Origin of the sequence: Pseudomonas sp. MF5691, assembly GCF_016405645.1 — a bacterium.
Lineage (GTDB): Bacteria > Pseudomonadota > Gammaproteobacteria > Pseudomonadales > Pseudomonadaceae > Aquipseudomonas > Aquipseudomonas shahriarae.
Genome location: NZ_JAEKDC010000005.1, coordinates 20,519 through 32,972, shown reverse-complemented (window position 1 = coordinate 32,972; position 12,454 = coordinate 20,519). Strand labels below are relative to the sequence as shown.

The 12,454-nt window shown below is 60.1% G+C and carries 13 protein-coding genes; 10 read left to right on the top strand and 3 right to left on the bottom strand.

Annotation, left to right across the window (positions count from 1 at the left end; translation table 11 throughout):
* Window positions 1-52: 52 nt before the first annotated feature.
* From metG to JFT44_RS09270, 8 genes are all read left to right on the top strand, one after another.
* The gene (gene metG / locus JFT44_RS09305; protein WP_057958614.1) at window positions 53-2,104 is read left to right on the top strand and encodes a methionine--tRNA ligase; all 2,052 of its coding nucleotides are present in this window, start codon (window positions 53-55) and stop codon (window positions 2,102-2,104) included.
* A 105-nt stretch (window positions 2,105-2,209) separates the two neighbouring features.
* Entirely contained in the window at window positions 2,210-2,761 is a 552-nt protein-coding gene (locus tag JFT44_RS09300) for an Rnf-Nqr domain containing protein (RefSeq protein WP_057439341.1), read from the top strand.
* The gene (gene rsxB, locus JFT44_RS09295; RefSeq protein ID WP_198830580.1) at window positions 2,758-3,966 is read left to right on the top strand and encodes an electron transport complex subunit RsxB; all 1,209 of its coding nucleotides are present in this window, start codon (window positions 2,758-2,760) and stop codon (window positions 3,964-3,966) included. The genes JFT44_RS09300 and rsxB overlap by 4 nt, the downstream gene beginning before the upstream one ends.
* On the top strand, window positions 3,953-4,918 hold the full coding sequence (locus tag JFT44_RS09290) for an RnfABCDGE type electron transport complex subunit D (protein WP_374067583.1): 966 nt from the start codon (window positions 3,953-3,955) through the stop codon (window positions 4,916-4,918). Before rsxB ends, JFT44_RS09290 begins: the two co-directional genes overlap by 14 nt.
* On the top strand, window positions 4,915-5,520 hold the full coding sequence (locus tag JFT44_RS09285; protein WP_198799661.1) for an RnfABCDGE type electron transport complex subunit G: 606 nt from the start codon (window positions 4,915-4,917) through the stop codon (window positions 5,518-5,520). The genes JFT44_RS09290 and JFT44_RS09285 overlap by 4 nt, the downstream gene beginning before the upstream one ends.
* Window positions 5,513-6,016 (top strand): Rnf-Nqr domain containing protein, encoded by a 504-nt coding sequence (locus JFT44_RS09280; protein WP_169989559.1) that lies wholly within the window; start codon window positions 5,513-5,515, stop codon window positions 6,014-6,016. The genes JFT44_RS09285 and JFT44_RS09280 overlap by 8 nt, the downstream gene beginning before the upstream one ends.
* A 16-nt stretch (window positions 6,017-6,032) precedes the next feature.
* Window positions 6,033-6,671, top strand: coding sequence for an endonuclease III (gene nth, locus JFT44_RS09275; RefSeq protein WP_057958609.1), 639 nt, complete (start codon window positions 6,033-6,035; stop codon window positions 6,669-6,671).
* 107 nt (window positions 6,672-6,778) lie between these two features.
* Entirely contained in the window at window positions 6,779-6,961 is a 183-nt protein-coding gene (locus JFT44_RS09270) for a PA3496 family putative envelope integrity protein (RefSeq protein ID WP_057439336.1), read from the top strand.
* Window positions 6,962-7,022: 61 nt separating this feature from the next.
* Here JFT44_RS09270 and JFT44_RS09265 read toward each other — a convergent pair whose 3' ends face one another.
* The 3 genes from JFT44_RS09265 to JFT44_RS09255 all read right to left on the bottom strand — a co-directional run bounded on the left by JFT44_RS09265 (window position 7,023) and on the right by JFT44_RS09255 (window position 10,540).
* Window positions 7,023-7,655: a response regulator transcription factor gene (locus JFT44_RS09265; protein ID WP_032858436.1), complete on the bottom strand. Its 633-nt coding sequence runs from the start codon at window positions 7,653-7,655 to the stop codon at window positions 7,023-7,025.
* A 629-nt stretch (window positions 7,656-8,284) separates the two neighbouring features.
* Window positions 8,285-9,502: an argininosuccinate synthase gene (locus JFT44_RS09260; RefSeq protein WP_029295244.1), complete on the bottom strand. Its 1,218-nt coding sequence runs from the start codon at window positions 9,500-9,502 to the stop codon at window positions 8,285-8,287.
* Window positions 9,503-9,631: 129 nt separating this feature from the next.
* Window positions 9,632-10,540: an OmpA family protein gene (locus JFT44_RS09255; RefSeq protein ID WP_057439335.1), complete on the bottom strand. Its 909-nt coding sequence runs from the start codon at window positions 10,538-10,540 to the stop codon at window positions 9,632-9,634.
* A gap of 156 nt (window positions 10,541-10,696) precedes the next feature.
* On the opposite strand from JFT44_RS09255, the gene pyrC reads away from it, so the two are divergent.
* Entirely contained in the window at window positions 10,697-11,743 is a 1,047-nt protein-coding gene (gene pyrC, locus JFT44_RS09250; RefSeq protein ID WP_170044114.1) for a dihydroorotase, read from the top strand.
* Complete coding sequence (gene rnt, locus JFT44_RS09245) at window positions 11,740-12,411, top strand: ribonuclease T (protein WP_198830578.1); 672 nt, start codon at window positions 11,740-11,742, stop codon at window positions 12,409-12,411. Before pyrC ends, rnt begins: the two co-directional genes overlap by 4 nt.
* Window positions 12,412-12,454: the final 43 nt, after the last annotated feature.

Here is a 12,454-nt window from a genome sequence, read left to right as displayed (position 1 = left end):
TCCCCAGCGCTTTATAGTGGCCGACCTCCGTTTCATCAAGTAGCCGAGCCCCATGTCCGAGCCACGCAAGATCCTCGTCACCAGCGCCCTGCCCTATGCCAATGGTTCCATCCATCTTGGCCATATGCTTGAGTACATCCAGACCGATATGTGGGTGCGCTTCCAGAAGCATCGCGGCAATCAATGCATTTATGTCTGCGCGGACGACGCCCACGGTTCGGCCATCATGTTGCGCGCCGAAAAGGAAGGCATCACCCCGGAACAACTGATCGCCAACGTCCAGGCTGAACATAGCGCCGACTTTGCCGAGTTCCTGGTGGATTTCGACAACTTCCACTCGACCCACGCCGAAGAGAACCGCGAGCTGTCGAGCCAGATCTACCTGAAACTGCGTGATGCCGGGCACATTGCCACCCGCTCGATCACCCAGTATTTCGACCCGGAAAAGAAAATGTTCCTGGCCGACCGCTTCATCAAGGGCACCTGCCCCAAGTGCGGCACCGAAGACCAGTACGGCGATAACTGCGAAAAATGCGGTGCCACCTACGCACCGACCGATCTGAAAGATCCGAAGTCGGCGATCTCGGGCGCCACCCCGGTGCTCAAGGATTCCCAGCACTTCTTCTTCAAGCTCCCGGATTTCCAGGAAATGCTGCAAACCTGGACCCGTAGCGGCACCTTGCAGGACGCCGTGGCAAACAAGATCGCCGAATGGCTGGATGCCGGCCTGCAACAGTGGGATATCTCCCGCGATGCGCCGTATTTTGGTTTCGAGATCCCCGATGAGCCGGGCAAGTACTTCTATGTGTGGCTGGACGCGCCGATTGGCTACATGGCCAGCTTCAAGAACCTCTGCGACCGCACGCCGGAGCTGGACTTCGACGCGTTCTGGGGCAAGGACTCCACCGCCGAGCTGTACCATTTCATCGGCAAGGACATCGTCAACTTCCACGCCCTGTTCTGGCCGGCAATGCTCGAAGGGTCGGGCTACCGCAAGCCGACCGGCATCGCCGTGCACGGCTACCTGACGGTCAATGGCCAGAAGATGTCCAAGTCCCGTGGCACCTTTATCAAGGCGCGCACCTACCTGGACCACCTGTCGCCGGAATACCTGCGCTACTACTACGCATCCAAGCTGGGCCGTGGCGTCGACGACCTGGACCTGAACCTGGAAGACTTCGTGCAGAAGGTCAACTCGGACCTGGTGGGCAAGGTGGTCAACATCGCCAGCCGCTGCGCCGGGTTTATCCACAAGGGCAACGCTGGGGTGATGGTGCCGGTCAACGCCGCACCAGAGCTGACCGACGCCTTCCTGGCGGCCGCGCCAAGCATCGCCGACGCCTATGAAGCCCGCGACTTTGCCCGCGCCATGCGCGAGATCATGGGCCTGGCCGACCGCGCCAACGCCTGGATCGCCGACAAGGCACCGTGGTCGCTGAACAAGCAGGAAGGCAAGCAGGATGAAGTCCAGGCCATCTGCGCCACCGGCATCAACCTGTTCCGCCAGTTGGTGATCTTCCTCAAGCCGGTGCTGCCGTTGCTGGCCGCCGACGCCGAGGCGTTCCTCAACGTTGCACCGTTGACCTGGAATGACCACACCAGCCTGCTCAACAACCATCAGCTCAACGAATTCAAGCCGCTGATGACCCGTATCGACCCGGTCAAGGTGCAGGCCATGACGGATGCTTCCAAGGAAGACCTGACCGCCAGCCAGACCGACACCGGCAACGCCGCCCCAGCGGGCAATGGCGAGCTGGCCAAGGATCCGCTGTCGCCGGAAATCGACTTCGATACCTTTGCCGCCGTGGACCTGCGGGTCGCGCTGATCATCAAGGCCGAAGCCGTGGAAGGCGCCGACAAGCTGTTGCGCCTGACCCTGGATATCGGTGACGAGCAACGCAACGTGTTCTCCGGGATCAAAAGTGCCTACCCGGACCCGTCCAAGCTCGATGGTCGCCTGACCATGATGATCGCCAACCTCAAGCCACGCAAAATGAAGTTCGGCATCTCCGAAGGCATGGTGATGGCAGCCGGCCCCGGCGGCGAGGAAATCTACCTGCTCAGCCCGGACAGCGGCGCCAAGCCTGGCCAGCGCATCAAGTAACCGGAAAACCCTGTCGCGGTGATTGGCCGCGACAGGGCGGTTTGCGCTAGTACCCTCTCCCTGCTTGCCGGATAATCAGGCCCTGTTTGCTTAACCGGCTCGACCATGACCGAACTGCTTGTCGCCCTTCTCTGCGCTGCCCTGATCAGCCAATACCTGCTGCGTGTTGCGCTGCCTGGGGATCCGCCTTTGGAACGACGGCGGGTGCACGCCCTAGGGTTGGCGACCACACTCTTGGTCGCCCTCAGCGGCGCTTTCAGCTACCTGGTTGTTCACTTTGTGTTGCAACCCTTGGCGCTGGACGCTGTATGGCTGTTTGCTTATGTGCCGGTGGCGATCTTGTTGAGCCAGCCATTGCTGACGGTACTTTCCCGCCGCGTGCCCGCACTGCCCTTCGACGGGTTGTGGCTGCCGCTGCTGGCGAACGCCGGCGTGCTCAGCGTGGTATTCCTGGGCCCTGGCAATACCACCCAACTGATCTATAGCCTGGGCATCGGCCCGGCATTCTGGCTGACCCTCAGCCTGTTCAACGATTTGCGCCAGCGCATAGACCACAACGATATCCCCCAGCCCTTCAAAGGCCTGCCCGTGGACCTGTTCAGTGCCGGGCTGATGGCCGTGGCGTTGCTGGGCTTAAACGCAATGATCAAACCATGAGCCTGATTCAACGTATCGACGCCCTGCTGCCCCAGACCCAATGCGGCAAATGCGGGCACCCTGGTTGCAGACCCTACGCCGAAGGCATCGCCCGGGGTGAGGCTATCAACAAGTGCCCGCCAGGCGGCACGGAAACCATCGCCGAGCTGGCGCAGCTGTTGAACCTGGCGCCCCTGGAGCTGGACAGCACCCGTGGTGAAGCCCCCGCGCAGATTGCCTTTATCCGTGAGGCCGAGTGCATCGGTTGCACCAAGTGCATCCAGGCTTGCCCGGTGGATGCGATTGTCGGCGCGGCCAAGTTGATGCACACCGTGATCGTGGATGAATGCACCGGTTGCGACTTGTGTGTCGCGCCCTGTCCGGTGGACTGCATCGACATGCTGCCCTTGCCGCTGGCCACGGTGCTGCCAATTGTCGCGGGCTATGCCAGCACCGCCGAGGAGCGCCAAGAGCGCGGGACCAAGCGTGAGCGCGCCCGCCGCCGCTTCGAGCAACGCAACGCCAGGCTGCAACGCGAGGAAGAGCACAAGCTGGCAGAACGCCTGGCCCGCAGTAAACGCCCGGCCCCCAGCGCAGAGAGCAACGGCGACCCGCTGCAGGCTGCCATCGAGCGCGTGCGCGCGCAAAAAGACGCCGACATCGACGCCGCGCTAAAAAAGGCCAAGATCAACCTGGCGATGAGCCGGGCGCAACTGCATAAATCCCTGAAAGCCTTCGGCCATCCGCCGACCTTTGAGCAACAGTCGCAGTTGATCATCCTGCAACAGCAATTTGAATCCGCCGAACAGGCATTGGCCGCCCTTGAAACCAACGCCCCCGCTGTTGTGATCCCCCAGGCCAATAAAGATCCAGCGCTCAAACGCGCCAAAATCCAGTTGGCCATGCGTCGCGCCGAGCTGAAAAAAGCCCAGGACGCGCTTGCCGATGCCGAACAACTGGCCGTCCTGGGCGCAGCCCTGGCCGACGCTGAACAAGCCTTGCATGCGGCCGAAGAAGCCTCCGAGCAGCCCAGGCCTGATTTGCAACGTGTCGAGAAACGGCCCATCGACAGCCAACTGCGCCAATTGAAGACCGCCCTGGCCTATGCCCGCGCCGACCTGAACAAACTCGAACGCCAGCCCGCCAGCAGTACCAACGCGTTAATGGACGCCAGACAACGCCTGGCTGACGCTCAGCGGTTGGTGGATGAACATGTCGGGGCCTGACGTTGTTGAGCGCCAGCAACAGGCCATGCAGCGCCTATTGATGGCGGTAACGCCCGGCGTGCTGGTGCTGTTCTGGCTGTATGGCTGGGGCGTGTTGATCAATCTGTTGCTGGCGGGTACCTGTGCCTGGGCCGTCGAAGCCGGGGTGCGCCGGTTGCGCGGCCAGGGCGGTGGCGACCTCAGTGGCCTGGTCAGCGCGGTCCTGCTGGCCCTGGCGCTGCCAACTTACTGCCCGTGGTGGCTATGCGTGGGCGCTGTGAGCAGTGGATTGCTGCTGGGCAAACACCTGTATGGCGGCAAGCAGAACCCCTTCAACCCGGCCATGCTTGGTTATGCGCTGATGCTGCTGGCCTTTCCCCAGCCAATGACCCATTGGCCGGCATCCCACGGCCTGGACCTGCTGGCCGGCCTGCAACAGGTGTTCGGCCTGCACGGCGAGACCGCCGATGCCTGGGCCCGGGCCACGGCGCTGGATACGTTACGCATCAATAACAGCCTGACCATTGATGAACTGTTTGCCAGCAACCCGGCGTTCGGCCAGATCGGCGGCACAGGCAGCGAGTGGGTAAACCTGGCGTTTCTCGCCGGCGGCGTCTTTTTACTGCAGCAACGGGTATTCAGTTGGCATGCGCCGGTGGGCATGCTCGCCAGCCTGTTTGTCATCAGCCTGCTGGGCTGGAACGGCTCGGGCTCGGACTCCAATGGCTCGCCGCTGTTTCACCTGCTGACCGGGGCCACCATGCTCGGGGCCTTCTTTATCATCACCGAACCGGTGTCGGGCGCGAAAAGTGCGCGGGCACGCTTGCTGTTTGGGGTGGGCGTGGGGCTGCTGACCTACCTGATCCGCACCTGGGGCAGCTACCCGGATGGCGTGGCGTTCGCCGTACTGATGATGAACCTGGCAGTGCCGACACTGGAGCGCTGGGCACGGCCGCAGGCGGTGAAGGCATGACGCGCACCTGGCAAGCCTTGATCGTGCTGATGATCGCCGTCGGCGCGGTGGGCCTGACCGTTGGCCTGCAACAGCTGACGAGCAAGCCCATTGCCGCGCAGCAGCGTGAAATGCAAAGTCGGGCGTTGCTGGATGTACTGCCCGCTGGCAGTTATGACAATCACCCCCTGGAGCGCCCGCTGGGTATCGCCTCGGGAATGCTGGATAACAGTCAACTGCTGGGTGGTTACCTCGCGACCCTGGCCGGTAAACCCAGCGCCGTCGTGCTGCGCGCGCAGGTCGATGGTTACGGTGGACGTATCCAATTGCTGATTGCCATCGACCACAACGCCAAGCTGCTCGGGGTAAAGACCCTGGCCCACGCAGAAACCCCCACATTGGGCGGACCTATTGGCGAGCCCGGCAATCCCTGGCTTGCCTCGTTCAAAGGGTTGTCGCGGGAAAGTCCGCAGATATGGGCGCTGAAGAAAGACGGCGGCCAGTTCGACCACATGGCGGGCGCGACCATCACCTCCCGCGCGGTGATTAACGCAACCCATGATGCCTTGCGGTATTTTGACGAACATCGTCAGGCGCTGCTGGAGACTGCCAGCCATGACTAAACCATTCGCCCTTGGCAGCCTGTTGCTGATGCCTGCGCTGCTGGGTGTCAGCGCCACCCCGGCCGGCGCCGCTGCCTTCTGGGCTCTGTGGGTGCTGATCGTGACGCTGCATGGCTGGAGCTGCGCCTGGGTGCGTAATCGCCTCAGTGGCAATTGGCGGCTGATTGCCAATGTGTTGCTGGCCACCACCTGGGTCAGTTGCGCACACTTGGTGGCCCAGGCCCTGGCCTTTGGCCCGTCTATGGCCCTGGGAGCGTACCTGGGGTTAATTGGCGTGCAATGCGTATTGCTTGAACATGCCGGCCTGTTCGCCGCCAACCAGCGCAGGGCGCAGCTTCAGCTATTCACCGTTGCTACCGGGCTATTGGTTGCAATCACCCTCTCGCGCTTGTTACTCGGCAGCAGCATCGCCACCCTCGCCCCCACAGGGTTTATCCTGCTCGGGTTGTGGCTTGCCGGGTGGCAAGCCTGGACCCAACGCCGCAAACCACACTGAAGGAACCGCTCGCCCCATGAATGCCGCAAAACGCCTGGAGATCTTTCGTCGGTTTCACGAGGACAACCCAGCCCCCAAGACCGAGCTGGCCTACTCGTCGCCGTTCGAGCTGCTGATTGCGGTGATCCTGTCTGCGCAATCGACGGATGTAGGCGTCAACAAAGCCACGGCCAAGCTGTTTCCGGTGGCCAATACTCCAGCGGCGATCCATGCCCTGGGGGTGGAGGGACTGTCGCAGTACATCAAGACCATTGGCCTGTATAACAGCAAGGCAAAAAACGTCATAGAAACCTGCCGACTGCTGGTCGAGTTGCATGGCGGCGAAGTGCCACAAACCCGGGAAGCACTTGAAGCATTGCCCGGCGTGGGACGCAAGACGGCCAATGTGGTGCTCAATACAGCGTTTCGCCAATTGACCATGGCGGTGGACACACATATTTTCCGCGTGAGTAACCGCACAGGGATCGCACCGGGCAAGAATGTGGTGGAGGTGGAGAAAAAGCTGATGAAATTTGTGCCAAAGCCTTACCTGCTGGACTCCCACCACTGGTTGATTCTGCACGGCCGTTATGTGTGCCAGGCCCGCAAGCCGCGTTGTGGCAGCTGTCGCATCGAGGATCTGTGTGAATACAAGGAAAAGACGTCTGACGATTGAGCCGTCATTGCTTTTATTGATGAGTCGATTGAAAAAATCTTTTTTACCCGGTGCGCAATTGCCGATATAAGGAGCGCCAACGGCAGTCTTAGCCTGGAGTTAACCTTATGAGCACTGGCAAAGAACAACTGGATGTAGAAGATGACTTTGTGGCAACGGACACTGACGAAGTAGCCGAGGCGCCCGTAGAAGTGGCCAAGACCAATTTGAGCAAACGCCGCACCATCGACAATCTTCTGGAAGAGCGACGCCTGCAAAAACAGTTGGCCGATTACGATTTCGATCTCTAGCCAAACGATCACACAGAAGCCTCCGCCATGGAGGCTTTTCCTGCCTGTTGCTCCCTGCTTCTTAAACCAGGCCGTTGCGCTGAGCGAGCTCGATCAGGTCCACCAGGGACCGGGCATTGAGCTTGAGCAGCAGACGCGTCTTGTAGGTACTCACCGTCTTGTTGCTGAGGAACATGCCGTCGGCGATTTCTTTGTTGGTTTTTCCCTGGGCCAACTGCTGTAGCACCATCATCTCCCGGCCTGAGAGCCGTTCGACCATATCCGCCTCGCTGGTATTGCCCTGGGTGGACCGCACCGAGTTGAGTGCCTGGTTGGGGAAATAGCTGTAGCCAGACAGCACGGCCTTGATTGCGCTCAGCAGCTCGGTAAGGTCCTGCTGCTTGCACACATAGCCCGCCGCCCCCGCCTGCATGCAGCGCATGGAGAAGTGACCGGGTGCCTGGGAGGTCAGCACCAGCACCTTGAAGGGTTGCGCCTGCTTTGTGGAAGACAGGCGACAAATAACTTCCAAACCGTCAAGTTTGGGAATTCCAATATCCAGGATGACAATATCCGGCATATGCTCCCGCGCTAGTTGTAACGCGTCGACTCCGTTATCGGTCTCTGCAACGACCTCATAACCATGACGTTCCATTAGCATGCGTACAGCAAGGCGAATGACGGGATGATCATCCACGATCAGCACTTTATTCATGGGCAAGTCCAATTTCGCTGTTCGAATTATTCAGAGCCAGCACAATAGCCTAGTCGTTTCCTCCTTGGCATAGCACTCCCCCCCAAGTAACGACAAGCAGAGACCCAACCCACAAAGTTATGAGAATAGACCTACAAAAAAACGCCTCTATGGATGTGTCGGTTATTGTTCAGCCTTTCAGAACTTTCCGTGGGCAAACATATTTTGAGCAAAAAAAGCACCGTTTACCCTAGAAAAGTAAACATGACGCACGCCATTTTCAGGAAATGCCCCTTGCACGGGCCAGACCTGCGTGCCTCGACGCGGCCATTGCCCCTGCAAAAAAGTTCCCTCGGTGCAACAGTCATTAACAACACTTGGAATTATCTGACAGATATTTCCACAAATAAAATAGAACTCCATCTCTTTCCTACTAAACAACCGAATGATTTTAAACACAAACAAGGCTGCATGCCTGAAGCATCAACTTCCCGACACAAAAAAACAAAAGCAAAACTAATAAACAGCAACGCCCCAAACACATCGGCAAGACATTAAACACTGATAAACAAAACCCGGACCTCCTGAATGACGGACAAAAAAAATGGCCCCTTTTTCAAGGGGCCACTCTTTATGACGCTTCAGGTACTTCAGAACAACTTGCGGCCCTTGTTGGCCGCAATGCGCATGCGCAGTGCGTTGAGCTTGATGAAGCCAGCAGCGTCAGCCTGGTTGTAGGCACCGCCATCTTCTTCAAAGGTCGCGATATTGGCATCGAACAGCGACTCATCGGACTTGCGGCCGGTGACGATCACGTTGCCCTTGTACAGCTTCAGGCGCACCACACCGTTCACATGGACCTGGGAGGCGTCGATCATCTGCTGCAGCATCAGACGCTCAGGGCTCCACCAGTAACCGGTGTAGATCAGGCTGGCGTATTTAGGCATCAGCTCGTCTTTGAGGTGAGCCACTTCACGGTCCAGGGTGATGGACTCGATGGCGCGGTGAGCGCGCAGCATGATGGTGCCGCCCGGGGTTTCGTAGCAGCCACGGGACTTCATGCCCACGTAACGGTTTTCGACGATGTCCAGACGGCCGATACCGTGCTCGCCACCGATACGGTTGAGGGTCGCCAGTACGGTGGCCGGGGTCATTTCGACGCCGTCCAGCGCGACGATGTCGCCGTTGCGGTAGGTCAGTTCCAGGTACTGCGGCTTGTCAGGAGCGTTCTCCGGGGAGACGGTCCATTTCCACATGTCTTCTTCGTGCTCGGTCCAGGTGTCTTCCAGCACGCCGCCTTCATAGGAGATGTGCAGGAGGTTGGCGTCCATCGAGTACGGGGACTTCTTCTTGCCATGGCGTTCGATCGGGATGGCGTGCTTTTCAGCGTAATCCATCAGTTTTTCACGGGACAGCAGGTCCCATTCACGCCAAGGAGCAATCACTTTCACGCCAGGCTTCAGGGCATAGGCGCCCAGTTCGAAACGCACCTGGTCGTTGCCTTTGCCGGTGGCGCCATGGGAAATGGCGTCAGCGCCGGTTTCGTTGGCGATTTCGATCAGGCGCTTGGCAATCAGCGGACGTGCGATGGAAGTACCCAGCAGGTACTCGCCTTCGTAGACGGTGTTGGCGCGGAACATCGGGAAAACGAAATCGCGGACGAATTCTTCGCGCAGGTCGTCAATGTAGATCTCTTTGACGCCCATGGCTTGCGCCTTGGCTCGTGCAGGTTCGACCTCTTCGCCCTGACCCAGGTCAGCGGTAAAGGTCACCACTTCACAGTTATAAGTATCCTGCAGCCACTTGAGGATCACCGAAGTGTCCAGGCCGCCGGAATACGCGAGAACGACCTTGTTTACGTCGGCCATGCCATCACTCCACGGGGTTTTACGGAAAGGCGTCGATTCTACCGATCAAAACCGTGAAATTACAGGGGCGCGACAGCAAATGAAGATAAAGCGACAGATTATGTCGGGCGAGCGACGAATGGCCGATGCCTACGAGGTCGCCGCCGCATTCGCCGGGGCGGTGGCCTGGGGTGCCGGTTTCTCGGGGGCTGGCACCCGGTCGAGATGGATATTCACCCGTCGGTTCTTCGCCCGGTTGGCCGGGTTGGTATTGGGCACCAGCGGGTAGCGCTCGCCGTGGAAGCGCAGGACGATCTGCGATTCGGGAATGCCATTGGCCTTGAAGAAGTCCATCACCGCCAGGCCTCGACGCCGGGACAGGTCGCGATTGGTCAGGCGATTGCCGCTGTTATCCGAATGGCCGTCCAGTTCGATATGGTTGACCGTAGGGTCGGCCTTGATGAACTCAAGCATGACCAACAGCTTGGCCTTGGCCGCCGGGTCGAGGTCAATACCGCCACCCGGAAAGCCGACTTCAGCCTGTTTGACCTGCTCGAAATTCATCGGCAGCAATTTCGCAGTACATAACTGGTAATCGCTGTAGGCCTTGTTGAAGCGCACCGGCAGCAAGCGGATTTCCGAATAGCCACCATCCCGGGAATAGTGGCGCACAGTCGGGCTGCGGCCATCGAGCAAGCCATTGAACAGGCGCCCGGCCTGGGCCTGGGAGCTGTTGAACAGCACATCGCCGCTGCCCGCACGCACCGCACCGAGGTTGATATCACCGCGCCCCGGCTGCCACGGCGCCGCCGCCGCCAAGAGTGTTGCGGAGCCGACGCCCAGCGCGCTGTTGTAGGCCTTCAAGCGAAATGTCGCCTGCTCGCCGGCCCGGCGCACGAACTCACCCGAACCAAAATCGGCGATCGGCTGGCTCAAGCGGCACTCGAACTTGTCGCCTTCCACCTTCCACTCGATATTTTCCAGGCGCGTCTGGAAGGTCAGGGCCATCGCAGGCAGGCTGGCGAACACGCTGAGCAGGGCTAGATATTGCTGGCGCACGGGCGGCTCCACTGGTTTCTACAACACAACAAGGCGTCATACATCGTTAAGGCATACCCAGGGATATCGGTCGCGCCCTGCAAAACTTGATAGCGAGTGCCTGCAAGAGTCTTTTCCGGTAGCATTCCCACCAGATTGACCCGCCTGGAATCCCCAATGTCCGACCGCCTGACCCTGCTGCGTCCCGACGACTGGCATATTCATCTTCGCGATGGTGCTGCGTTGCCCCAAACCGTGGCTGATGTAGCGCGCACGTTTGGCCGTGCCATCATCATGCCTAACCTGGTACCTCCGGTGCGCAATGCCGCAGAAGCCGACGCCTATCGCCAGCGCATCCTCGCTGCACGACCGGCCGGCAGCCGCTTTGAACCGTTGATGGTGCTCTACCTGACCGACCGCACCCAGCCCGCAGAAATCCGCGAGGCCAAGGCCAGCGGTTTCGTGCATGCCGCCAAGCTGTACCCGGCCGGCGCCACGACCAACTCCGACTCCGGCGTGACCAGTATCGACAAGATCCTGCCCGCCATCGAAGCCATGGCCGAAGTGGGCATGCCGCTGCTGATCCACGGTGAAGTCACCCGTGGTGATGTCGATGTGTTCGATCGCGAGAAGATCTTCATCGACGAACACATGCGCCGTGTGGTCGAGCTGTTCCCGACCCTCAAGGTGGTGTTCGAGCACATCACCACTGCCGACGCCGTGCAATTCGTCACCGAGGCTTCGGCCAACGTTGGCGCGACCATCACCGCGCATCACCTGCTGTACAACCGCAACCACATGCTGGTGGGCGGGATCCGGCCGCACTTCTATTGCCTGCCGATCCTCAAGCGCAACACCCACCAGGAGGCACTGCTCGATGCCGCCACCAGTGGCAATGCGAAGTTCTTCCTCGGTACCGACTCGGCCCCCCACGCCCAGCACGCCAAGGAAGCTGCCTGCGGCTGTGCCGGCTGTTACACCGCCTATGCGGCGATCGAGCTGTACGCCGAGGCTTTCGAGGCACGCAACGCCCTGGACAAACTCGAGGCCTTCGCCAGCCTCAATGGCCCGCGCTTCTACGGCCTGCCGGCGAATACCGACCGCATTACCCTGGTCCGTGAAGACTGGACCGCCCCCACCAGCCTGCCATTTGGCGAGCTGACCGTTATCCCGCTGCGCGCCGGTGAAACACTGCGCTGGCGCCTGCTGGAGGAACACACGTGAGTGAAGACCATTACGACGACGAACAGGAACACAGTGGCGGCGGTTCGCGCCACCCGATGGCCGAGCGTTTTCGCGGCTATCTGCCTGTCGTTATCGACGTAGAAACCGGCGGTTTCAATTGCGCCACCGATGCGCTGCTGGAAATTGCCGCGACTACCATCGGCATGGACGAACAGGGCTTTGTGTATCCAGAACACACCCATTTCTTCCGCGTCGAGCCTTTTGAAGGTGCCAACATCGAAGCGGCGGCCCTGGAGTTCACCGGAATCAAGCTCGACCATCCGTTGCGCATGGCCGTCAGCGAAGAAGCGGCATTGACCGACATCTTCCGTGGCGTTCGCAAGGCCCTGAAGGCCAAGGGCTGCAAACGCGCGATCCTGGTCGGCCACAACAGCAGTTTCGACCTGGGCTTCCTCAACGCCGCCGTGGCGCGCCTGGACATGAAGCGCAACCCGTTCCACCCGTTCTCCAGCTTCGACACCGCGACCCTGGCTGGCCTGGCTTATGGCCAGACCGTACTGGCCAAGGCATGCCAGGCAGCCGGTATCGACTTCGACGGTCGTGAAGCCCACTCGGCTCGCTACGACACCGAGAAGACTGCCGATCTGTTCTGCGGCATCGTCAACCGCTGGAAGCAGATGGGCGGCTGGGAAGATTTCAGCGACTGATCAGGTCGCTAAATCCCACGCATAAAAAAACCGGCCCTCTCAG

Excerpts from the sequence above, each read along its gene's own strand:
- metG (WP_057958614.1), top strand. The coding sequence starts at position 53 with ATGTCCGAGCCACGCAAGATCCTCGTCACCAGCGCCCTGCCCTATGCC.
- JFT44_RS09300 (WP_057439341.1), top strand. The coding sequence starts at position 2,210 with ATGACCGAACTGCTTGTCGCCCTTCTCTGCGCTGCCCTGATCAGCCAA.
- rsxB (WP_198830580.1), top strand. The coding sequence starts at position 2,758 with ATGAGCCTGATTCAACGTATCGACGCCCTGCTGCCCCAGACCCAATGC.
- JFT44_RS09290 (WP_374067583.1), top strand. The coding sequence starts at position 3,953 with ATGTCGGGGCCTGACGTTGTTGAGCGCCAGCAACAGGCCATGCAGCGC.
- JFT44_RS09285 (WP_198799661.1), top strand. The coding sequence starts at position 4,915 with ATGACGCGCACCTGGCAAGCCTTGATCGTGCTGATGATCGCCGTCGGC.
- JFT44_RS09280 (WP_169989559.1), top strand. The coding sequence starts at position 5,513 with ATGACTAAACCATTCGCCCTTGGCAGCCTGTTGCTGATGCCTGCGCTG.
- nth (WP_057958609.1), top strand. The coding sequence starts at position 6,033 with ATGAATGCCGCAAAACGCCTGGAGATCTTTCGTCGGTTTCACGAGGAC.
- JFT44_RS09270 (WP_057439336.1), top strand. The coding sequence starts at position 6,779 with ATGAGCACTGGCAAAGAACAACTGGATGTAGAAGATGACTTTGTGGCA.
- JFT44_RS09265 (WP_032858436.1), bottom strand. The coding sequence starts at position 7,655 with ATGAATAAAGTGCTGATCGTGGATGATCATCCCGTCATTCGCCTTGCT.
- JFT44_RS09260 (WP_029295244.1), bottom strand. The coding sequence starts at position 9,502 with ATGGCCGACGTAAACAAGGTCGTTCTCGCGTATTCCGGCGGCCTGGAC.
- pyrC (WP_170044114.1), top strand. The coding sequence starts at position 10,697 with ATGTCCGACCGCCTGACCCTGCTGCGTCCCGACGACTGGCATATTCAT.